Consider the following 21,065-nt stretch of genomic DNA (forward strand, 5'->3'; position numbering starts at 1 on the left):
GCATTGTCATGCATGGTGGTCAAGATATCGCCGGCGTCGACGCAAGAGTCCGGCTTGCCGTCGAACAGCGGGCCGCCAAGATCGAAATCCCAGTGCTCGACGAACGCGGCATCGTCCTGGCTGGCAGCACGGATGGCGTTGGCGGCCAAGGCATAGCCGCTGCTGTCCTTGCCGGGATAGGTGCTGCCGTGACCGGCCCCGAAGATCACCGCACGAGGCACGCGGCTATCTGCAAGACGGTCGGGAAAGCCGAGAAAGGGAGGCGAGGGGGTCATGCCTTGATGGTCCTGATGATGGCTTGGCGCACGCCGATCGGGGTGCGGTTAGATCAAGCGCCTCGGCTTCAGCTTTGTACCCGATTGGGTAAGCCCAATAAACTCTAAAACGATCGAGATCGAGCACCCACGGGGTGTTTCAAATTTGGGCCAATGGGACATTGGCGGCGGCATGGGCCGATTCCGAGGCGACATAGAGACTTGCGCGCCGGCGATGACGTTGGGCCGGGCTTGGATCGGCAGGCGCGCTTCCCATGATTGACGCAAAGGCGGCGCCGACGCTCAAAAATGCCGAGGCGGAGGTATTTTATACCGAAGCAATCCGCGAGCTTGCCGCCACCGACATTCCCTTTCTGGTCGCCGGGACCTACGCGGTAAGCGCCTATACGGGTGTCACCCGCCAGACCAAGGACCTCGATATCTTCTGCAAGGCAGGCGACTACGCGCGGATCCTCGCCCATTTCAAGCAGCTTGGATATGCCGTCGAAATCGAGGACGACCGGTGGCTCGGCAAGGTGTTCAAGGGCACGCATTTCTTCGACGTCATCTTCGGCTCGGCCAACGGCACGGTGCCTGTTGGCGACCTGTGGCTGGAACACGCCCGCCAAACCGAGCTGTTGGGCAGCAGGGTGCGGATCATCGGCCCGACCGAACTCATCTGGTCCAAATGCTTTATCCAGGACAGAGGGCGACACGACGGCGCCGATATCGCTCATACGATTCTCAAGGCGGGCGATCAGATCGATTGGCACCGGCTGCTTTCTTATCTGGAGGTTCATTGGGAGGTTCTGTTGATGCAGCTTATCAATTTCAGATGGATCTATCCGAGCGAGCGGGATCATATCCCGGCCTGGTTGCTCGATGAATTGCTCGACCGCCTCGCCAAGCAACGGCAATTGCCGTCTCCAAGGATGAAGATCTGCCGTGGGCGGCTGCTTTCGCAAACCGACTACGAGATCGACGTCAAGGAATGGGGCTTCGCCGGCGTCGGTGGTGTGGGAGAATTCCGTGATGGCTGATCCCGTCAAGAGCAGCGCGCCCAAGGACGGCGCACGCGCGCTCAAAGTTGCCGCGGTCGGGGATCTCCATGTGCGGGAAGATGCGCAAAACTCGTATCGAGACCTCTTCGGCGAGATATCGAGCGAAGCGGACATTCTCGTTCTCACGGGAGATCTGACCAATCTCGGCAAGCCTCGTGAAGCGGAGATGCTGGCCGAGGATCTGCGCAACTGCTCGATCCCGGTTGTGGCAGTCCTCGGCAATCATGACTACGAGTCCGGTGCGGTGGAAGACGTCACGAAGATCCTGCGGCAGGCGCATGTTCACCTCCTCGACGGGCAGACAGTCGAAATCGAGGAGGTCGGTTTTGTCGGCGTGAAGGGATTCATAGGCGGCTTCGGGTCACGCATGCTCGGCTCATTCGGGGAACCGGCGATCAAGACGATGGTCGCGGAAAGCGTGAACGAGGCAATGCGACTTGAAAATGCGATGCGCCAGGTGCGGGCCAAGCGCACGCTGGTGATCCTTCACTACGCGCCGATTGCCGACACCGTCGCGGGAGAACCGCTGGAAATATTTCCGTTTCTGGGCTCTTCACGTCTGGCCGAAACGATCGATCGATTTCAGGTCAGTGCTGTCGTGCACGGTCATGCACATCGCGGTTCTTACGAAGGCCAAACGCCTGGCGGAGCCAAGGTCTACAACGTCGCCATGCATGTGGCCAAGCCTGGCGGCCGCCCCTACGCCTTGCTGGAAATCTGATGCCAACGGCTTGCGCCGTCGATGCCCATTGGCCTGGACTCAGTTGGTGGCGTTGATCGACCTCGCCAACTCTTCCAGCTTGCGGGGATCGTTGCCGTGACGGCGCACCAGTTCGCGTGCCTGCCTTGACGGCAAATCGGTCGTGGCGGCCAGCTGTCGCACCTGCTGATCGTCGATGGCGACCTGCGGCAATGTATGGTCGATATCTCCTGACTTGTCCTTCATCACGCTTCTCCTTGGTCGATTTCGACGACAACGGCTCGAAAATCCGACCGGTTCCGAACGATCTGCAACTTTTGCGCCGGCATCCGTGGGCGGACCAACGTGCGCCTGCCTTGAGGGCGCAACGATCTCGATGGCTGGATTCTGCCAGGAACCATGCCACGGCGGACGAGTTGTTCCGACTGAACGGAGATAGTTAGATGCCACAGCCAAGACAGCCAGACCCAAATCGCGATATGCCCGTGCCGCCTCCAACATGGAAGCCGGAGCCGATCGAGGAACCCGAACCGGAAACGCTTCCGGACGAGACTCCGCTGCCCAACCCCGACGAGAATGAAGAGCCTCCCGTCCACGCATGAGACGGGAGTTTCTGCATCGCGGGGCAAGCGCGCAACCTCCCGAGGACTAACGATCTATCTCGCCAAACACGATGTCGAGCGACCCGATGATCGCGGCAACGTCGGCGATCATGTGCCCTCGAGACAGGAAATCCATCGCCTGCAGATGGGCGAAAGATGGCGCACGTATTTTGCACCGGTAAGGGACGTTGCCCCCGTCAGAAACCAGATAAACGCCGAATTCTCCCTTTGGCGCTTCAACCGCGGCGTAGACTTCTCCCGCCGGCACGCGATGCCCCTCGGTATAAAGTTTGAAATGCTGGATGGTCGCTTCCATAGAGCGTTTCATCGTGGCGCGCCGCGGCGGCGTGATCTTCTGGTTCGGAATCGCGACCGGCCCCTGGCCTTCGGGTGACCGCAGTTTTTCCAGGCATTGCTTCATGATCCGCACCGACTGGCGCATCTCCTCCATACGGACGAGATAACGGTCATAGCAGTCTCCGTTCTTGCCGACGGGGATGTCGAAATCCATGTCAGGGTAACATTCGTATGGCTGTGCCTTGCGCAAATCCCATGCCGCGCCCGATCCGCGTACCATCACGCCGGAAAACCCCCAGCGCCAGGCATCATCCAGCCCGATCACACCAACATCGACATTGCGCTGCTTGAAGATGCGGCTGCCGGTGAGCAGATCGTCGAGGTTGTCACAGACTTTGAGGAACGGACCGCAGAAAGCCCAGATGTCGTCGAGAAGCTTCGCAGGCAAATCCTGATGCACGCCGCCGATTCTGAAGTAATTCGCATGCATGCGAGCGCCGGAGGCGCGCTCGTAAAAGACCATCAGCTTCTCGCGCTCCGCAAATCCCCAAAGCGGCGGCGTCAGGGCGCCGATATCCATGGCCTGGGTCGTGACATTGAGGAGATGCGACAGAAGCCGGCCAATTTCGCAAAAAAGAACACGGACAAGCTGCCCACGCTTTGGAACTGTTATGTCGAGCAGTTTTTCGGCGGCGAGGCAGAACGCATGCTCCTGGTTCATCGGCGCGACATAGTCGAGCCGATCGAAATAGGGCAGCGCTTGCAAATAGTTCTTGTGCTCTATGAGTTTTTCGGTGCCTCGATGGAGCAAGCCAATATGCGGATCGGCACGCTCGACGATCTCGCCGTCCAGTTCGAGCACCAACCGAAGAACACCATGGGCGGAGGGGTGCTGTGGCCCGAAATTGATGGTGAAGTTGCGAACGGCGGCTTCGACCATTGCTGCTCTCCGCGACTGCATTTCGCCGATTCAGTGATGCGTATGGTTCGATGCCTCAAGTCGTCGTCTGAATGATCAGCGTCAGCGTGCCATCGCCATCTATGTTTGCAGCGACAACCTGCGAGGAATTGAGCCCATTCGCTCTCAAAGCCGACGTCGCCTGAGGTGAGGCGTCGACGGAGCTTTGCAGGCGAAGCAAATCTTCGGCGCTGGTCTGGTTAATCACGGCATCGGCCTGCGCCTTGATTTCGTCCGGCAAATCCTCGACGGCGACAATGGCGACGCCGGTGAAATTCAAACCGGCAGAGCCTGGATCGGGCGGCGCCAGCTCCGGCTGCGCTTCGCCCTGCGGTGGCGTCACCTGGGGAAGCTGCGGTCCGATAGTTTGGGCGTAGACGGGCTGAATGGTGACCGCCCCGGAAAGCGCGACAGCTATCGTCAACATGCGCATGGTCGCTCCTTGCATTCTTCGAGGGAGATTTTGAAGAAACCCCCATGCTGAGCGATGGTTCCGCAAGGCCGGTCCCACCGGGCGATTTCGCCCCAACTCACCCCAGAGAGACGCCGAAAACCCTGGCCAAGGCGTTCGTCACACGGCTGTCTCCAACCGGTTGGGCAGCTCCGTACGGAATCGTACCATCGATTGATCTGCACCTTGGACAGGATCAAAATGAAGCTGAGGTGACCATGGGAGGGAGCCGCATGAGCATCGCCAGATGGGCAATAAGACCTGTCGGTACCGCCAAGGCGTTTCTGGCAGAAGAGCTTCGAAGTGCGCGATACGGCGACATCGTTTCGGTCAAAGCGGCGATAGAGGCCGCTCGCAGGGACGCGCCTTATTTGCAGGATACAGATGATGAATTGATGGAGACGATCATCGAGCTGGCACGGGAACTGGGTCTGGCCGTCCTTTTTGACTCTCGCGATTGACCGATGAGCCATGGTCGATGCGATTTGGTACGAAATCGACAATTGGCTCATGGTCGAAAATGCGCAATCATTGGGAAATGGGACGACGGCTGGACGACAAACTCGATTGCAAGGCTTGTGGGACCATCCAAATGGACATTCCCGACGACGCCAACGAGTCGACGCCAATTCATTGCAGCAATTGCGGCGCCTTTCTCGGCGAATGGGGTGAATTGCAGGATGATTTCTACCGCCAGGCTCGCGGTACCGAAGCATTCGACTTGCGCAACGGAACCATTATCAAGAAGTAGCGCGCAACAATGCGCCCCCGGATGACACAGGTAAATCCACAGGGGGGTGGCAGATCTAACCGACGTCGATCACGACCATCAGCCCGCCGCCGCCCTTTTCCTCGACATTGTTGTTCGTCGTGTGATGCGGGATGTGGCAATGGATGAGCCACTTGCCGGGACGCCGTGCCTTCCAGACGACGTCATAGCGCTGTCCTGGCCCGACATTGATCGTATCGGCCAGAAAGCGCGCCGAGGGAGGAAGCGTCTCACCGTCACGAGCGACGACCTCGAAGGGTCCGCCATGGATATGCATGGGATGGACGAAGCCATTATTGGTGCCGATGAAACGCACCTTCAGCGTCTCGCCCACCTTCATGGGGATGGCGTCGGTTGCGGGATAGGCCTTGCCGTTGATGGTGAAGAAGTTCGGCATACCGCCTTCCATCGGCATCGAAGGATAGGTCAGTCCATCGCGCACCAGCCATTCCTGAAGTTCGATCACATAGTCGTGGTCAGCCTGAACCTCGTCGGCGGGATTGGCAGGGTCGATGATCAGCGCCCCATAGAGCCCCAGCGCCTGGGTACGGTCCGGCTTGGCATGCGGATGATAGAAATAGGTCCCGTGCTGGGTCGCGGTGAATTCGTAGGAATAGGATTGCCCAGGCTCGATCGGCGGCTGGGTGATCTCGGCGGGCCCATCCATCTGGTTCGGCAGGATCATGCCGTGCCAATGCACCGTGGTCTCCTCAGGCAGGTCGTTGGTGACGTCGATGCGAACCTTATCGCCCTGGCGAATGTGGATGCGCGGACCGGGGATCTGGCCGTTGTAGGCATAGGCGTCGACCGCGACATTGGGCAGGATCTGCCAGCGGACCACTGAGGGCCTGAGGTCGAACACCTTGACGCCGTTCTCCAGGCGGAATGGCAGTTCCTGGTCGCCTTTGGCGGCAAGGCCATAGGATGCCGTGACGCGATGCGGATCGGTTGCAGCCATGTCACGCATGGCTTCCGCCGGCGTGTCGCGGCCCATGATCATGCCTTGCGGCATGATCGCCCCGCCGACGTCACGTGCTGAAAGCGTCAGGTTCAGCCAGTTCGCCGGTGCGGCCATGCCAATCGCCAGCGCCAGCACCGAGACCATGCCGAGGGCTGCTATCTGCGGCGTCGTGGCGTCCGTCTCCATCTGATGGCCGCTGCGTTTGGGTTTGTGGGATGTGTTGGCGTGGCCTTGTCGTCGATCATCGCCGGCGCGGGCATGATGCGTAGCGTGCTGTTGCTGGGCGGTCGGCTCTCGACTGCTCATTTCGGCCGCCTGCGGGCGCTGCGTCATCAACCCGTGCTTCAGTCCGCGAGCGACCAGCCAGACATTGGCGGGATAGGCAAGCGTGAAGCCGGCAATGACGCCGATCGACATCACGCCCCAGAACAAGAGCTCGGTCGGCTCCATCGCGCGCATGTCGCGCCCCATCATCAGGAAGCTCATGACGGGCGCCATGCCGGCCATCATGAAATTCATCGAGATGAACTCGGGCAGGAAGCTCTTGCGCACATTCTCCCAGTAGGTGCCGCCCATCATCGATTTCATGAACAGCGACTGGAAGATGAACAGGCCGAAGGCGAAACCCGCCAGATATTCGACGATGAGGTCGAGCCACATCGGCAGGCCAAGCGTTGCCGTGATGACTGCCGCGAGAATGATGCCGGTCGCATCGCCGGCAACGCAGTGGATGGTCGAACCGACGCCTTGCTTCCACAGCGGCCTGGTGAAGTCTTCATGCTCGCCCGGTCGTGGCTCCTTGTCTGCAAGCACATAAAGCAGCAGCCCCAATGGACCCATATAGAGGGTCACCAGGATGAAACCCCATTTCATCACCAGCGGTTCGGGATTGTTGCGGTATTGATCGAAGCCGACATAGAGCGTCGAGGCGGCGGCAAGAGCGAACCAGACAGCAAGGAAATAGTCGATTGGCTGGATGAACATGGATGCATCCCGTCGCGGATCAGCGGTTTGTCACAAGCAGCCCCCGCCGATGAACGCAGCACGTGTGTTTATGATCCCGCCGGCCCAATCCGGTTGTGTCGAATTCTCCAGCCTGGCGCTCTTGTCGAAGCATTACGGCGCGGTAATTCCCTTGAAGGCGTGGGCGCTTCGCTGCCTCAACAGGAGCTGGCCATGAAACATCAAACACTCGACCAACTGCATGCCGTCGCCAAGATTGAATCGTCGGCTGCATATTCCGCAATGACACGAAATCAGCGCATAGAGCGCTGGGCTGAACTGCTGGAGCGTAATCCCGAGCGATGCCTTGGCGCGTTTGCAGGCACCGAACATCTGCACCCCGAAGCACGTGCAATGATGCGGGGCGAGGGAACCGCAATTTCGGTTGCTTTCGAAGATCCAGTGCTGCGCGCATCGGGTTTGAAAGACGATACATACGGCGAGGCAAAGCGCTTTTTCGAGCTGAACGACTGGCAGTTGCACGACATCGTCTGCGATTGCCACGTCGGCTCAACCATGAAAGCGCGCTGGGCTGCGACGCGAGTCCGCTCAGCCGTCAGCGGCAGGTTCTTTGCGTGGTTGCGGCAAAGGATAATGCGCTGACCCAGTTGGGGATCGTCGTCGCCCGCTGCGGCTTACGATCCCCTGTCTTGCCGATTGGATGTCTTGCCGATTGGATGTCTTGCCGATTGGATGTCTTCCGATCGGATATCTTGCGATGCGGATCAACGCTTGTCCTGGTATAGCCGGTCGGTCGCCCGGTCGCTTTCCCTTCGTTCAGCGGGCCCACGCCGGCGGCGTGCGATAACGGCATAGGCCAACAGCACGATCAGCAACAATGGGCCGCCGGCAACGACGACCAACCACATGATATCTCCAAACATGGCGGCATCTCCTTTCCCAGACAACCGGCAAGGAGGAGAACCGTTCCGCGCAGCAGCAGGGTAATGCCACCTCGGTCATCAACTTACGGATTGCGTTCGTAGGTTCCGATGAGTTCTGCCTGCTCGAGCGAGTGTTTCTGCGCCTCCCGCCAGATGCGCTCGACGCCTGCGCTGGCCGGAATGGCAAGGCTCGGCGTGTCGAGCGCGGCCAGCCGGAAATGGTAATGGTGGACGCCATGTCCGACCGGGGGTTCAGGTCCGTCGTAATAGGCGTTGCCAAAATCATTTGTTGCTTGCCTAAGGGCACCGGGACCTGGCTTGCCGCTTTCCGCCTCGGGAAGTTCCCTTGTCTCCGCGGAGATGTTGAATACCGCCCAATGACCAAACGTTCCGCTCGGCGCATCAGGATCCTGAACGACGAGAACGAGGCTTTTGGCGTCGTCCGGTACTCCAGACCATTTCAGCGGCGGCGATACGTTTTTGCCGTCTCGTGTATATCTTTCGGGAATTGGTCCGCCTTCGGCAAAGGCGGCGCTGCTGAGGGCAAGTGGCATGGTTCACTCCTTCCGGGGAAGTTGATCGCAGCGATGCCAACGGCATGCTATTTGTTGGTCCGCATCTTTTGTCTTGGATCGATCCCGCCAGCGGCGGTCGTGTCGTTCTCGACATCGCCTTCGACCGTGTTCTCGCCTTCAAGCTCGAACTCTTCGCCTTCCTTGATCGTTCCCTTGGAAGTCCCGATACCAGGATTGTTCGCCAAGTCGGCATCGCTCGGTTTTTTCCATTTCGGATGTTTGGTTCCGGTCATGAGAAAACTCCTTCGACGGGATTTCAGTTTAAAAATGCAAGCCAGATGGGCCGTTCCGGTTCCAGGGCTCTGCTTCATCGGCTCGCCGCGCGCGCCGGTTAGAGCCCGAATGGATAGGTGTCGGGAACGCCGGTTCTTGCATGCTCCGGGCCAAGCGGCGTCACTGCCGCGGTTTTGTCGAACCATAGGAACGCGTCGAACTGCTGGGGCAGGGAAGCGTCCGCATAGTGGCTGCCCAGCTCGGTTTCCGGCCGGTAGATTACCCCGATGAATCGCTCCAGCCTGCGTTCCAGCAGCCGCTCACGCAGCGTCTTGTCGCGCCCGAGGTCGAGCAGGAACCGCGACACGAGAGAATCGTGGCAAAGCCGTTCGTAGCTGTCGGCGTGCGACGCGCGAACCTGCTTCACCTCCATTTCGCCATCCCAGTCGCTTGCGGCCGCTACAGTGCCGGAATGCGTGCCCATACCGATTAGCGCTGCCTCATCGCCGAAACGCTGCCGGCAGAGCTGACCGATGTTCAGTTCGTCCCTGACGACACCCATCTCGGTAAAGCGGGCATCGCCGATATGGGAATTGTGCGCCCACACCACCGCCTTGGAGTTGGGGCCGCCGGCGTCCAACAAATGTTCCAAGGTCTCGAACATGTGGGTGTCGCGCAGGTTCCAGGACTCCGCACCGCCATAGTACATGATCCGGTAGTAGTGTTCGGCGGACGCGATCAGCCGAGCATTCTGACTGGCGTCGAGAAAGTCGGTTCCGTCCTGTTTTGCATAATCGAGTTGTCTGGCGAGCAAGTCCCGGCATTGTTCCAGCACGGCTTTCTCGCATTTTTTATAGCCGGCGGTGAGCACCGCACGGCCGTAGGTAGACGGTTCGTGTTGCCAGGGCGTCAGGCAACCATACCGTTCGCGTGCAATCTTGGCTGCCTGGGGATCGACCCGGTCGAGATAGTCGAGGACCGCGCCTATGGACCCGCTCATATTGTAGATGTCCAGGCCGTAGAACCCTGCTTGCTCCGAAGGTTCTAGCTTCTCGTTGCGACGGCGCATCCAGTCGGAGAAGGCCGCGACATCGGTGTTGCGCCACATCCACGTCGGAAACCGCTGGAATGGCGCACCGGCGCCTGTTCGCGGCCGACGATGGCGAACGTAGCGGTCGATCGCCGCCGCATCGGGCCAGTCCGCCTCGACCGCGACGATGGTGAAGCCGTGCCGTTCGATAAGCCTGCGGGTGATCGCCGCGCGCGCCCTGTAGAACTCGGACGTGCCATGGCTTGCCTCGCCAAGCAGAACGACGCGCCGGTCGGCGAACCGATCGAACAATGCGCCGAAGGCCGGATCGTCGAAATCGGGCAGCGGTTCAGCCGCGGCCGCGATCATATCGGGCAGGCTGATTGGATGCGGATGTCGAAGTGGACGACCGACCTTGGTGACGGTGCCGTTTTCCGACCAACCCTGCTCGCCGATGAGAGGGACGAAGCGCACGCCGCCGAAATCCTCCTCGCTGTAGGTTGCGGCACCTGTCCGGGTGACTTTGAGCAGGCGTTGCAAATCGGGGTCGTTGCCGACCGGAATGACGAGCCTGCCGCCGACATCGAGTTGCTCCTGAAGGGCGAGCGGTGCGCCGGGACCGCTGGCTGTCACCACGATGGCATCGAACGGCGCCGCCTGCGGCCAGCCCTTGGTGCCATCGCCTGTCCGGACCTCGATGTTTCGATAGCCGAGTTTTTCAAACCGCCGTTTCGCCGTTTCTGCCAAACCGGGATGACGCTCTATGGTGTAGACCTGTTCGACGATCCGGCTCATCACCGCGGCGGCGTAACCCGAGCCGGTGCCGATTTCGAGCACGTGGTCACCCGGTTTGACGTCCGCCATTTCGATCATGAATGCGACGATATAGGGTTGCGATATGGTCTGGCCGTCGGCGATCGGCAGCGGCGTGTCTTCATAAGCAAATTCCTCGAAACCGGGTTCTACGAAGGCCTCGCGTGGAACTTCGCGCATCGCCTGCAGAATTTCACGGTCATGGATGCCACGCCGGCCGACGTGGATATTGACCATTCGATCACGGGCACGAGGAAGATCGAGCATTTTTTAGCTCCCTTTGGTGCAACGCTTCGAGGTTGTCCTTCGCGGTAGCTGCCTTGAACCTGGCCTTCGCGATTCCAGTTTCTAACCGCTGGAGGACTTCAAGGTTCCCGCCTATTTGCGGACAGAGCCGCTCGCTCCAGCGGGATAGCGACCGGTCTCTTGGCCGCTCGGATCGCGACACTGTCCCGGACGGCGGCAGTCGGGGGTTGCTCAAGCGCAAAGATGCCCCAGTTATCACCAGCGAACCGAAAGCTGGAGATGTCGATGAACGACAAGGCTGCCGCGACGCCGCAGGCTATCGGCCACGAACGGATCGACCTCATGGACCGTTACTGGCGCGCCGCGAATTACATCTCGGTCGGCCAGATCTATCTGCTCGACAATCCGCTGTTGCGCGAACCGTTGAAGGCCGAGCACGTCAAGCCTCGGTTACTTGGCCATTGGGGCACGACGCCGGGCCTGAATTTTCTCTACCTGCATCTGAACCGCGTTATCCGCGAACGCGACCTCGATGTTCTGTTTATCTGCGGCCCGGGCCATGGCGGTCCCGCAATGGTCGCCAACACATGGCTCGAGGGCACCTATAGCGAGATCTATCCCGATATCGGGCAGGGCGAAGACGGCCTCAGGAAACTGTTCCGGCAGTTTTCCTTTCCCGGTGGCGTGCCAAGCCATGCCGCGCCCGAGACGCCAGGCTCCATCCATGAGGGCGGCGAATTGGGATATGCATTGGTTCATGCCTTCGGTGCGGCCTTCGACAATCCGGGTCTGGTGGTTGCCTGCGTCGTTGGTGACGGCGAAGCCGAGACCGGTCCGCTGGCGGCGGCATGGCATTCCAACAAGTTCCTGAACCCAGCGTCGGACGGCGCCGTCCTGCCGATCCTGCATCTAAACGGCTACAAGATCGCCAATCCGACGATCCTCGGCCGCATGGACGATCAGGAATTGCGAGACCTTTTCGCCGGCTATGGCTACGAACCGTTCTTCGTCGAAGGCCACGAGCCGCTTGCCATGCACCGGTCCATGGCCGCGACGCTCGACACGGTGCTCGATCGCATCCGTTCCATTCAGGAGCAGGCACGGGCTCCGGGATGGCATGGTCAACGCCCGAAATGGCCGATGATCGTGCTGCGCAGCCCCAAGGGATGGACCGGGCCGAAGGAGGTCGATGGCGAAAAAGTCGAGGGTTTCTGGCGCTCGCATCAAGTGCCGGTATCGAACGCTCGAGGGAATGAGGAGCACCGCAAGATCCTCGAAAACTGGATGCGAAGCTACGAGCCGGGAGAGCTGTTCGACGAAAGCGGGCACCTGTTGCCGGAGCTTGCGGCACTTGCCCCGACAGGGACAAGGCGCATGGGCGCAAGCCCGTACGCAAATGGCGGCCTGCTGAAGCGCGATCTGATGCTTCCAGATTGGAAAAGCCTGGCGCTGGAAGTGCCGCGTCCAGGTGGCGTCATTGCCGAGGCGACGCGGATTTGCGGAAGCTATCTTCGCGAGGTGTTCCGCCTCAATGCCGAGGCGCGAAACTTCCGCCTGATGGGGCCGGACGAGACATCCTCCAACCGCCTCGACGACGTGTTCGAGGTCACCGATCGGATCTGGATGGAGCGCATCGAGCCCTATGACGTCCATCTTTCCCGTGATGGTCGCGTCATGGAAGTGCTGAGCGAGCATCTCTGCCAGGGCTGGCTTGAAGGCTATCTGCTCACCGGCCGCCATGGCCTGTTTTCATGCTATGAGGCCTTCATTCATATCGTCGATTCGATGGTCAACCAGCATGCCAAATGGCTGAAGACCTCCGGCGAGCTCGCTTGGCGCAAGCCGATCGCCTCGCTCAATTACCTTTTGACCTCGCATGTCTGGCGGCAGGATCACAATGGTTTCAGCCATCAGGATCCGGGCTTTGCCGATCTGGTCGCCAACAAGAAGGCCGACACGGTAAGGCTCTATTTCCCGCCGGACGCCAACACCCTGTTGTGGATCACCGATCATTGCCTGAGAACCTATAACCGCATCAATGTCATCACCGCCGGCAAGCAGCCGGGACCGCAATGGCTGTCCATTGAAGAAGCCGGAGCGCATTGCAAAGCTGGAGCGGGCATCTGGGAATGGGCCGGCACGGTTGCTCAGCACGAGGAGCCCGATGTGGTCATGGCCTGCGCCGGCGATGTGCCGACCCTGGAAACACTGGCCGCGACAGACATTCTGCGCTCCGCGATCCCCGACCTGAAAATCCGCGTCGTCAATGTTGTCGACCTGATGACATTGCAGTCGAACACGGAGCATCCGCACGGCCTGCCCGACGGGGACTTCGACGCGTTGTTCACGAAAACACGGCCCGTCATCTTCGCCTATCACGGCTATCCCTATCTCATTCATCGCCTGACATACCGCCGCGCCAACCATGACAACATGCATGTGCATGGCTTCCGCGAGGAGGGCACCACGACGACGCCATTCGACATGGTGGTGCTCAATGAACTCGACCGCTACCATCTCGCGCTCGCCGCCATCGAACGCGTGCCGGGACTGGCCGAAAGGGCCGAAGGGCTTGCCGGCGAACTCCACGGCAGGTTGGCGAAGCACAAGGCCTATGTGCGCGAGCACGGCGAAGACATGCCCGAAATCCAGAAATGGAGCTGGCCCGACAAAGCCGCGACAAAGGGGCGCCAATGATGCGTCGGTCGATCCTGGCGCTGAATGCCGGCTCGTCCAGCATCAAGTTCGCGCTTTACGATCTTGTCTCATCACGGGATATGCAACTCGTTTCACGCGGCACGCTGGACCTGGGCGACAAACCCACACTGCGCGCAAAAGCGGCCGACGGAACGGTGCAGTGCGATCGGCCGCTCACCGCCGACAAGCGGCGTGACGCGGCCATAGGCGAGATGCTGAATTGGGTGCAGGGCGAAATTGGGGAAAGAAACCTGATCTGCGCCGGCCATCGCATCGTGCATGGCGGAAGCGAGTTCATCGAACCTGTCCGTCTGACCCCAGACATCATCGACGCCATCGACAAACTTACGCCGCTTGCTCCGCTGCATCAGCCTCGCAGTCTCGCGCCCGTCCGTGCAATAGCCGCCTTGCAACCGGACCTGCCACAGGTTGGCTGTTTCGACACCGCTTTCCACCAGACGATCGATCCGCTCGTGCGGCGCTTTGCCCTTCCGCGCCAGTATGAAGAGCAAGGCTTGCGCCGCTACGGGTTCCACGGTCTCTCCTATGAATACATCGCCGGGCGGCTCAGCGAGATATCGCCAATTTTCGCGGCGAAACACACGATCGTCGCCCATCTCGGCAATGGGGCAAGTCTTTGCGCCCTGCACGGGGGCAAAAGCATCGATACCACGATGGGTTTTTCGGCCCTGGATGGCCTCGTCATCGGCACGCGGTGCGGCGCCATCGATCCCGGCGTGCTGTTGTATTTCCTGCTGGAAAGAGGCATCGCGGCGGAAGAACTGCAGGCGATGCTCTACGAGAAGTCGGGCCTGCTCGGCGTATCCGGTATCTCCGGCGACATGAGGACGCTCGAAGCGAGCAATGATCCTCGCGCGCAAGAGGCGATGGCGCTTTTCGCCTTTCGCGCCGCGAGAGAGGCCGCGGCGCTTGCAAACACGATGGGTGGCCTTGAATGCCTGGTGTTCACCGCCGGCATCGGCGAACGGTCCGCGACCATCCGCAAGGCCATATGCGAAAAATTGACCTGGCTTGGCGTGGTGCTTGAAGATCGCGCCAACAACACCCACGCCGAGATCCTCAGTCGTCCCGAGAGCAAGGTGGAAGTACGGGTGATTGCGACCGATGAGGAAAGTGTCGTTGCACGTCACAGCCGCATGGTGATGCAAGCCTGAACGCTCGCCTCGGCATCGGAAAATCGGCTGTCGGTTCGGCCCGATGAAAGCGCGGGCAAGGGGGGTATTCCCTGTACGAAAATTACCAAGCAAGCGGTCGGGGGAACCAACTGCCCATAGAAATATTGTGCGAGCAATCCCGGCTAACCCGAGATCGTCGGCCGATGATCAGGCCGACAGCCTTACTTCAGGCATTGGCTGAGGAATCCATGTTTACGGACGACGTTGCGGTGAGGCGCCTGAAAATCCTGGTCGAGCAATATGTCGAGACACGCAAGAAACGCCACGATGTGATCTCTACCGCCAAGGCCGGGACCGCAATTCGAGAGGTGATGCCAAGTTGCCCGCTTTCCGGAAAGGCCTTCGATGATCTGATAGCGGCCTGCGCCATCGAGCATGGCCTCGCTGTGCTATTCGACAATCCGGGGACATCAGGCACTGAAGTCTGAGGCTGGCGCTTCCGATGCCACCGTCGCGATGAGCAGGAGTTCAGTCGGCATGTCCAGGTACTTTTTCGACCTTCGAGATGAGAGCGGAAGCTTGCAGGAGGATCCCGAGGGCCAGGAATTTTCTGATCTCGCGAGCGCTGAGGAAAACGCGATGGCGTCGGCGAAGGAAATCCTTGCCGAAGAGCTGCTGCATGGCAGGCCGCTGCGTACCGGATTGACCTTCGAGATTTTTGACGAGAACCGCAACCTGGTGCTGCGCTTTCCTTTTGCGCTCGCGGCCGAAAAGGCCGGGGCACCCCCTTAATCCCGAATTTCCTGGCCGATCACCTGCAGGGGCCATACAGGTCGCCTCATGCGGATCCTATCCTTCCGCCTTGAAGTTTCTGGCTTCCTTCTCGACCTTGGAGTTGTCCTTGCCATGCTTTTGCATGAGCTCCTTGGCTTGCTTGGGTGAGACGTCGGTGGTCTCTGCCAAGCGCAATGCCTTCTTGTCCTTGCTTTCGGTCTTCTGCTTCTTGGCCGTCATGGCTCTTGAACTCCCTTGAAGCCTTTTCCGATCGATCTTTGCCGGTGCGAACACCTGAGCATGTCCAGATGAACACTGTCGTTGCCTGGCTTGCTTCGATGACGAGACGTCAACGAGACGATGTCGGTCAGGTTCCGTGCATCGCCTGCTCATGTCCAAACTTGTCACGCCACGCGGCGGTACCGATGGCGGTCGCGGATGAACTCATTGAAGAAGCGGCCTTTTGAGGAAGCTTTGGTGAAAGCGGCATAAGTTGCCGGTGCAACATCCTCATATTCGTAGCGTCTGCCGCTCGGCACAAACCAGACCGACAGGATCCTGGTGGCGGGATCGTATTGCGCATTTCGGATCACGGTCGATGGCATGGTCGCACCCGACAGGTCTGCCCGAATAACCCGTTAGCGATCGTCAGGTTCCGCCGATATCCTGGCGTCACGCACCCCGACTACCGGTCGCGCGGGTTGCCGAACTTCGGGTCGCGCTTCCTTGAATATCGGTCGATGCGTGGCAGGCTGTCATCAAACTCGATCCACGGCAGCCTCAGGTCCCAATAGGCATGGGCTTGCGGCCGAAACCCTTCAGGGTTGTCAAAGAAGCCGATCGTCACATAGAACTCGTCCGGCAGGCCTTCGTCGCTATAGCATATCGAGCTTCCACAGTCTGGGCAGAACGTGCGGGTGACGCCTGGCGTTTGGGAAAAGGCCTTCGGCGTCCCTCTAAGGAGCTGAAATTGCTTCGGCCGGTAACCAACCCAGATCGTCAGCGGACTTCCGATGGCCCGGCGGCAATCGTCGTCGTGATCGTAGCATATCCAGAAAGGCTCTCCGTCCAGGGCTGCGGCGATCCCTCCGCAGAAGCAGGCTCCGGTTTCGCGCCGCATCGTCTGTCCACCCTGTTGCGCCTAAGAGAGAGCGGCCGAGTGGCCGCTCCCGTTCAAGGTGAAGTCCTTGAAATCATGCATCGTGATGCTCGGGCATGCTCTTGAGCTGATCCTTGGTCCAGTTCGTCACCGCGTGAACGTCGCCGTCTTCATCGCGCATGAATTCCAACTGGCTTGCGGGAACGGCCACCGGCTTGGCGCCAATGCCGAGAAAGCCGCCGACATCGATGACGACCTGACTGGCGGCTCCTGAGCCGTGCACATGCGAAACGCTGCCGACTTTGTTGTCGTCTGCGTCGTAAATCGTGGCGTCTTCGAGAATGTCTGGCGTCAGTTCGGTGCTTGTGAGGCGTACGTGGTTGGTGTGATCCATCTTTCGAGACTCCTGTTGGGTGGAATATTTGAACCTCTCAGCCGAGCAATCGTTCCGAACAATTCCGGGGGCGACGGACGGACGACGCAAGGACTCTAGAAGCCTCAACTCAGCCTCCGTCCGAATTGACTCGCAAAGCTCCGTACGGAAGCGTACAAAAGGAAATCGTCAGCAGCACAGTTGGGGCGCTGACGCTTGGGAGTGACCATCGCTCTTGCCCATCACGAGGCATGGTGTTGCACGGCGAAAGAGCCCGAGCACCCCGGTCTGCCAGTGGGCGCGATGACCGCGCTGGCGCGGGATACAGGCGCCACTGAACAACAGATACGCGAAATCATATCGCTCCTCGGGTTCGATCGCGCCTCTATCCTGCGGGAGGCTCGTTTGCTGGCGAAAGATAGTCAGCCAACAAGGCCTTCGAGTCTTCAGCAGTAACTGTCGGTTTCATACCAACGCGCCCGCCCGTCTAGTGCTGCGCGAGACGAAGTCTATGGTTCGTTACCGTCCGCTCGTTCGACGGGCGCGGCCGGCTAAGAGATCCCAGTGCTCTTGCCCAAGGGAAAAGAGTCTCGTGGATTACCAGACACTGCAAGCCAAGAGCGAATTGCTTCGCCGGATGAGCGCGGACGATTTCGCGCGGCTACGTCCGCATCTGGCGAGTGTTTTTCTTGAGTTGCGCGCGCCGCTGGAGACCGCGGGGCAGAAGATCGAAGCCGTCTATTTTCTGGAAAGCGGGCTGGCCTCGGTAGTGGCGAGGACTTCGCCTGCGACCGAAGCCGAAGTCGGAATCATCGGGTTCGAAGGAATGACCGGTTCGGCCCTGGTCATGGGGGACGACCAGGCCAACTTTGATTGTTACGTCCAGTCGACATGCGAGGCTCTCCGGATAGAGGCTGCCCCCTTCGTCGAAGCCCTGGAGGACAGCCCTACATTGCGGTCGTTCCTGTTGCGCTATGTCCAATATTTCCATGTTCAGACAAGCTATACGGCATCGATCAACGCGCGGCAGAGCCTGGAAGTTCGACTGGCGAGATGGCTTTTGATGTGCAGCGACCGCACTGTCGGCGACAGGCTTATGATAACCCATGAATTTCTGTCCATCATGCTTGGTGTGAGGCGTCCGGGGGTTACCGTCGGCCTCCAGATGATCGAAAGTTATGGTTATATCCGAGCGCGCCGCGGAGAGATTACGATCCGCGATCGAGACGGTCTCATGACGTTGGCGCGAGATTCTTACGGTCCACCCGAAACCCAGTACCGCCGGCTGGTCGGAGATTTGGGCTCGAAGCATCCCGCGAGGCAGGAGCGGCCTCTCGTTTGAGCGCGCCGGGCCAACGGAGGCTTCTCCGCCACTGAGCCGACAACAGGACATTTCGAGTGGCCGGCGCGATGATGCCGGTGAGACACCGTTGCCTAAACCCGCGCCGGCCACTGCGGCATGTTTTGGGGATGCCGCGTTGCCAATCTAGTTGCCGACAGGCAACTGGCAACGAAGGCTCACGGTTTGGTAAGAACCGTACGTACATGCACGCAACTCCCTCGGTCGCGTTCAAGGCATGCTCGCGAAATCCTGAGTTGAATACAGTCCCTCGATAAAGTCCGGATTGGCAGGCCCTGTCCGTCGTTGGGGTGACGTCCGCAGGGTGGGTGCAGATTGGCTGGCCAGGTTCCGATATTGCCAGGCGGGCTGGCCTTCACCATCTTAGCTGGGATGGCGACACCCAAATCGAAAACACTCGACTCCGGCTCATCCGGGCTTCAGCACGATCTCTTTGGTGCTGCTGACGACCTGCCGGAAGGTTTCTTCTATCAGCCCGAGTTGATCACGGCGCAAGAAGAAACGGAACTCGCCCGGCATCTGGAAGGCCTGCCGTTCGAGGCGTTCGATTTCCATGGCCATCTGGCAAACCGGCGCGTCGTCGGTTTTGGCCTGCGTTACGACTACGACAGACGCCAGGTCGTCGAGGCGCCGCCGATCCCTGACTTCCTGCTGTCCCTGCGCGACAAGATCGCAGCGTTGGCAGGCCGGCCCGCCAACGCCTTCGCGCAAGTGTTGATCAACGAATACCGGCCCGGCGCCGGCATCGGCTGGCATCGAGACAAGCCTCATTTCGAAGACGTTGCGGGTGTTTCGTTGCTGGCGCCTTGCAGCTTCCGGCTCCGGCGGAAGAATGGCACCAAATGGGACCGCCGGACCATCGTCGTCGAACCAAGGTCGGCGTATCTCATGACCGGACCATCGCGCATGGAATGGGAGCACAGCATTCCGGCGGTTGACCTGCACCGCTACTCGATCACCTTGAGGACATTGCGCGTCAACTCCGCATGAGCATCGCGCGCCGAGCCGTTCTGTGCCATTGCCAGCGCCATCACGAGTTCTTGAACGCAAAACGGTTCCGGGAACCTCCCAACCACAAGTTGGTTTGGAGGACAGGTACAGCTTCAAAGGTGGAGAATGTCCATGGCCCGTGCCCGATCCGTGTTGGTGGCAGCCAGGCGTCCGTTCCATAAAACGCCGATGGCGGTCGCAAACGCATGTTTCGTCGGCACATTGCTGACCGACGTTGCCTATTGGCGAAGCGCTGAAATGATGTGGGCAGATTTTTCCGCCTGGCTGCTCCTTGCCGGCCTGGTTGTAGGCGTGCTCGCGGTCCTTGCAGCACTTGTCGATTTGTCTACCGGCCGACTTGCCCGTCAAGCCGGGCCTGCATGGCCATATCTCCTTGGCAGCCTCGTCGTGCTCGTCATATCGCTCTTCAACGCACTGGTGCACAGCCGTGATGCCTGGACCTCGGTCGTGCCGACGGGGCTCATCCTGTCCGCCGTCGCCGTGATCGTTATCCTCTTGCTGGGACTGCTGGGATGGAGTTCCGGCCACACTCAAGTGGAGGTGGTCGAATGAATGTCTCCGCCAGACATATCCGGCGTATCGCGAGCCTCGGTCTGCTGTTCGGATCGATTTTGGCGCTGCCCGCATGCAGCGATAACGAACCGGATCCCACCGATCAGGTCGGAGCAAACCCGACGCTGCCTGAACCTATTCAGTATCTGGTGCCGCCCATGCATGTCGCGTCGGTCGTCGGTTGGAAACAAGACGAGGAGCCGTCCGTCGCCAAGGGTTTGCAAATCCAGGCCTTTGCCAAGGGCTTGAGGCATCCGCGCTCGCTTTACACATTGCCGAATGGTGACGTCCTGGTGGTCGAATCCGTGGCGCCGCCCGGTGCCGCGATCAAGCGGCCGAAAGACCTGATCATGGGCTGGATCGAGTCGATGGCGACCTCGGGCGGCGGCACCGAAGGAAGCAACCGTATCACCCTGCTGCGGGATACGAACGGCGATGGTCTGCCCGATGTCCAGGAGGTCTTCCTCGATCATCTCAATTCGCCCTTTGGCGTGGCCCTGGTCGGCAACGATCTCTACGTCGCCAACACCGACGCCATCGTGCGTTATCCCTACACGTCGGGCGACACCAAGATCACCGCGCCGGGCGCCGTGCTGACGCCATTGCCCGGCGGACCTATCGATCACCACTGGACAAAGTCTCTCGTGGCCAGCCCCGACGGGTCTCGGCTGTATGTCGGCATCGGATCCAACAGCAACATCACCGAGAACGGCATCCAGGCGGAAAAGGACCGGGCCGCCATCTGGGAAGTCGACAGGGCCACTGGCCGCTATCGTATTTTCGCGAGCGGCCTGCGCAATCCCAACGGGCTGAGTTGGGAGCCGCAGAGCGGCGCGCTGTGGGCTGTGATCAACGAGCGCGACGAGCTCGGTCCTAACCTGGTTCCCGACTACATGACCTCGGTCAAGGACGGCGCGTTCTATGGTTGGCCGTACAGCTACTATGGTCAGCATGTCGACCCGCGCGTGATGCCGCAGCGGCCGGACCTCGTCGCCAAGGCGATCCCTCCCGACTATGCCTTGAGTTCCCACGTCGCACCTCTGGGCTTGACGTTCTACACTGGAACCAATCTGCCGGAGCTCTATCGCAACGGCGCCTTTGTTGGCGAGCATGGTAGCTGGAACCGCAAGAGCTTCAACGGCTACAAGGTCGTTTTCGTGCCGTTCAAAGACGGTCATCCAGATGGCAAGCCGCAGGACGTCGTCACCGGTTTCCTCGGCAAGGACAACAAGGCGCACGGGCGGCCC

At 60.1% G+C, this 21,065-nt stretch carries 25 protein-coding genes and 1 pseudogene; 13 read left to right on the forward strand and 13 right to left on the reverse strand.

Features of this window, described 5'->3' with window-relative positions:
- Positions 1-275, reverse strand: a pseudogene (locus tag EN914_RS02595) (agmatinase); the annotation flags it as partial.
- 254 nt (positions 276-529) lie between these two features.
- Between EN914_RS02595 and EN914_RS02600 the strand changes: the two are divergent.
- Entirely contained in the window at positions 530-1,294 is a 765-nt protein-coding gene (locus EN914_RS02600; protein WP_024505211.1) for a nucleotidyltransferase family protein, read from the forward strand.
- Positions 1,287-2,036: a metallophosphoesterase gene (locus tag EN914_RS02605; protein ID WP_013531519.1), complete on the forward strand. Its 750-nt coding sequence runs from the start codon at positions 1,287-1,289 to the stop codon at positions 2,034-2,036. Before EN914_RS02600 ends, EN914_RS02605 begins: the two co-directional genes overlap by 8 nt.
- Positions 2,037-2,075: 39 nt before the next feature.
- On the opposite strand, the gene EN914_RS02610 is transcribed toward EN914_RS02605, so the two are convergent.
- From EN914_RS02610 to EN914_RS02625, 3 genes are all read right to left on the reverse strand, one after another.
- Complete coding sequence (locus EN914_RS02610; RefSeq protein WP_013531520.1) at positions 2,076-2,261, reverse strand: hypothetical protein; 186 nt, start codon at positions 2,259-2,261, stop codon at positions 2,076-2,078.
- A gap of 402 nt (positions 2,262-2,663) precedes the next feature.
- Positions 2,664-3,854, reverse strand: a complete 1,191-nt coding sequence (locus EN914_RS02620) for an NADH-quinone oxidoreductase subunit D (protein WP_024505213.1) — start codon at positions 3,852-3,854, stop codon at positions 2,664-2,666.
- 55 nt (positions 3,855-3,909) lie between these two features.
- Positions 3,910-4,371, reverse strand: coding sequence for a hypothetical protein (locus EN914_RS02625; RefSeq protein WP_244514301.1), 462 nt, complete (start codon positions 4,369-4,371; stop codon positions 3,910-3,912).
- A gap of 185 nt (positions 4,372-4,556) precedes the next feature.
- On the opposite strand from EN914_RS02625, the gene EN914_RS02630 reads away from it, so the two are divergent.
- Positions 4,557-4,784 (forward strand): hypothetical protein, encoded by a 228-nt coding sequence (locus EN914_RS02630; RefSeq protein WP_013531524.1) that lies wholly within the window; start codon positions 4,557-4,559, stop codon positions 4,782-4,784.
- Positions 4,781-5,074 carry a hypothetical protein gene (locus EN914_RS38250; RefSeq protein ID WP_164745831.1) on the forward strand — a complete coding sequence of 98 codons (294 nt, stop codon included), beginning with the start codon at positions 4,781-4,783 and terminating at the stop codon, positions 5,072-5,074. The genes EN914_RS02630 and EN914_RS38250 overlap by 4 nt, the downstream gene beginning before the upstream one ends.
- Positions 5,075-5,129: 55 nt before the next feature.
- On the opposite strand, the gene EN914_RS02640 is transcribed toward EN914_RS38250, so the two are convergent.
- Entirely contained in the window at positions 5,130-7,037 is a 1,908-nt protein-coding gene (locus EN914_RS02640) for a DUF4396 domain-containing protein (RefSeq protein ID WP_024505214.1), read from the reverse strand.
- 192 nt (positions 7,038-7,229) lie between these two features.
- Between EN914_RS02640 and EN914_RS02645 the strand changes: the two genes are divergently transcribed.
- On the forward strand, positions 7,230-7,658 hold the full coding sequence (locus EN914_RS02645; RefSeq protein WP_013531527.1) for a hypothetical protein: 429 nt from the start codon (positions 7,230-7,232) through the stop codon (positions 7,656-7,658).
- Between the two features lie 122 nt (positions 7,659-7,780).
- On the opposite strand, the gene EN914_RS02650 is transcribed toward EN914_RS02645, so the two are convergent.
- The 4 genes from EN914_RS02650 to EN914_RS02665 form a co-directional block, all read right to left on the reverse strand.
- The gene (locus tag EN914_RS02650) at positions 7,781-7,939 is read right to left on the reverse strand and encodes a hypothetical protein (RefSeq protein ID WP_013531528.1); all 159 of its coding nucleotides are present in this window, start codon (positions 7,937-7,939) and stop codon (positions 7,781-7,783) included.
- A gap of 83 nt (positions 7,940-8,022) precedes the next feature.
- Positions 8,023-8,493 carry a YbhB/YbcL family Raf kinase inhibitor-like protein gene (locus EN914_RS02655; RefSeq protein WP_013531529.1) on the reverse strand — a complete coding sequence of 157 codons (471 nt, stop codon included), beginning with the start codon at positions 8,491-8,493 and terminating at the stop codon, positions 8,023-8,025.
- 47 nt (positions 8,494-8,540) lie between these two features.
- Positions 8,541-8,747, reverse strand: coding sequence for a hypothetical protein (locus EN914_RS02660; protein ID WP_013531530.1), 207 nt, complete (start codon positions 8,745-8,747; stop codon positions 8,541-8,543).
- Between the two features lie 98 nt (positions 8,748-8,845).
- On the reverse strand, positions 8,846-10,837 hold the full coding sequence (locus EN914_RS02665) for a protein-L-isoaspartate(D-aspartate) O-methyltransferase (protein WP_024505215.1): 1,992 nt from the start codon (positions 10,835-10,837) through the stop codon (positions 8,846-8,848).
- A gap of 264 nt (positions 10,838-11,101) precedes the next feature.
- Between EN914_RS02665 and EN914_RS02670 the strand changes: the two genes are divergently transcribed.
- The 4 genes from EN914_RS02670 (at position 11,102) to EN914_RS02685 (ending at position 15,441) form a co-directional block, all read left to right on the forward strand.
- Complete coding sequence (locus EN914_RS02670; RefSeq protein WP_024505216.1) at positions 11,102-13,513, forward strand: phosphoketolase; 2,412 nt, start codon at positions 11,102-11,104, stop codon at positions 13,511-13,513.
- Positions 13,510-14,688: an acetate/propionate family kinase gene (locus EN914_RS02675; RefSeq protein ID WP_127388993.1), complete on the forward strand. Its 1,179-nt coding sequence runs from the start codon at positions 13,510-13,512 to the stop codon at positions 14,686-14,688. Before EN914_RS02670 ends, EN914_RS02675 begins: the two co-directional genes overlap by 4 nt.
- Positions 14,689-14,897: 209 nt before the next feature.
- Entirely contained in the window at positions 14,898-15,137 is a 240-nt protein-coding gene (locus EN914_RS02680) for a hypothetical protein (RefSeq protein WP_013531534.1), read from the forward strand.
- A 49-nt stretch (positions 15,138-15,186) separates the two neighbouring features.
- The gene (locus tag EN914_RS02685; protein ID WP_013531535.1) at positions 15,187-15,441 is read left to right on the forward strand and encodes a DUF6894 family protein; all 255 of its coding nucleotides are present in this window, start codon (positions 15,187-15,189) and stop codon (positions 15,439-15,441) included.
- Between the two features lie 57 nt (positions 15,442-15,498).
- Here the strand turns inward: EN914_RS02685 and EN914_RS02690 are convergent, their stop codons facing one another.
- The 4 genes from EN914_RS02690 to EN914_RS02705 all read right to left on the reverse strand — a co-directional run bounded on the left by EN914_RS02690 (position 15,499) and on the right by EN914_RS02705 (position 16,916).
- Positions 15,499-15,663: a hypothetical protein gene (locus tag EN914_RS02690; protein ID WP_081714416.1), complete on the reverse strand. Its 165-nt coding sequence runs from the start codon at positions 15,661-15,663 to the stop codon at positions 15,499-15,501.
- 164 nt (positions 15,664-15,827) lie between these two features.
- Entirely contained in the window at positions 15,828-16,028 is a 201-nt protein-coding gene (locus tag EN914_RS02695) for a KTSC domain-containing protein (RefSeq protein ID WP_013531537.1), read from the reverse strand.
- 80 nt (positions 16,029-16,108) lie between these two features.
- On the reverse strand, positions 16,109-16,543 hold the full coding sequence (locus EN914_RS02700; RefSeq protein WP_024505218.1) for a GFA family protein: 435 nt from the start codon (positions 16,541-16,543) through the stop codon (positions 16,109-16,111).
- Positions 16,544-16,616: 73 nt separating this feature from the next.
- Complete coding sequence (locus tag EN914_RS02705) at positions 16,617-16,916, reverse strand: PRC-barrel domain-containing protein (protein WP_013531539.1); 300 nt, start codon at positions 16,914-16,916, stop codon at positions 16,617-16,619.
- A gap of 571 nt (positions 16,917-17,487) precedes the next feature.
- On the opposite strand from EN914_RS02705, the gene EN914_RS02715 reads away from it, so the two are divergent.
- From EN914_RS02715 to EN914_RS02730, 4 genes are all read left to right on the forward strand, one after another.
- Positions 17,488-18,237 carry a Crp/Fnr family transcriptional regulator gene (locus tag EN914_RS02715; RefSeq protein ID WP_013531540.1) on the forward strand — a complete coding sequence of 250 codons (750 nt, stop codon included), beginning with the start codon at positions 17,488-17,490 and terminating at the stop codon, positions 18,235-18,237.
- Positions 18,238-18,627: 390 nt separating this feature from the next.
- Entirely contained in the window at positions 18,628-19,245 is a 618-nt protein-coding gene (locus EN914_RS02720; protein WP_024505220.1) for an alpha-ketoglutarate-dependent dioxygenase AlkB, read from the forward strand.
- A 132-nt stretch (positions 19,246-19,377) separates the two neighbouring features.
- Entirely contained in the window at positions 19,378-19,818 is a 441-nt protein-coding gene (locus tag EN914_RS02725; protein WP_050580528.1) for a DUF2231 domain-containing protein, read from the forward strand.
- The coding region (locus EN914_RS02730; protein WP_164778646.1) for a sorbosone dehydrogenase family protein at positions 19,815-21,065 on the forward strand (1,251 nt) is incomplete at its 3' end. The genes EN914_RS02725 and EN914_RS02730, both read left to right, overlap by 4 nt.

The organism is Mesorhizobium sp. M7A.F.Ca.CA.001.08.2.1, from assembly GCF_003998455.1.
In the GTDB taxonomy this organism is placed as follows: Bacteria; Pseudomonadota; Alphaproteobacteria; order Rhizobiales; family Rhizobiaceae; genus Mesorhizobium; species Mesorhizobium ciceri.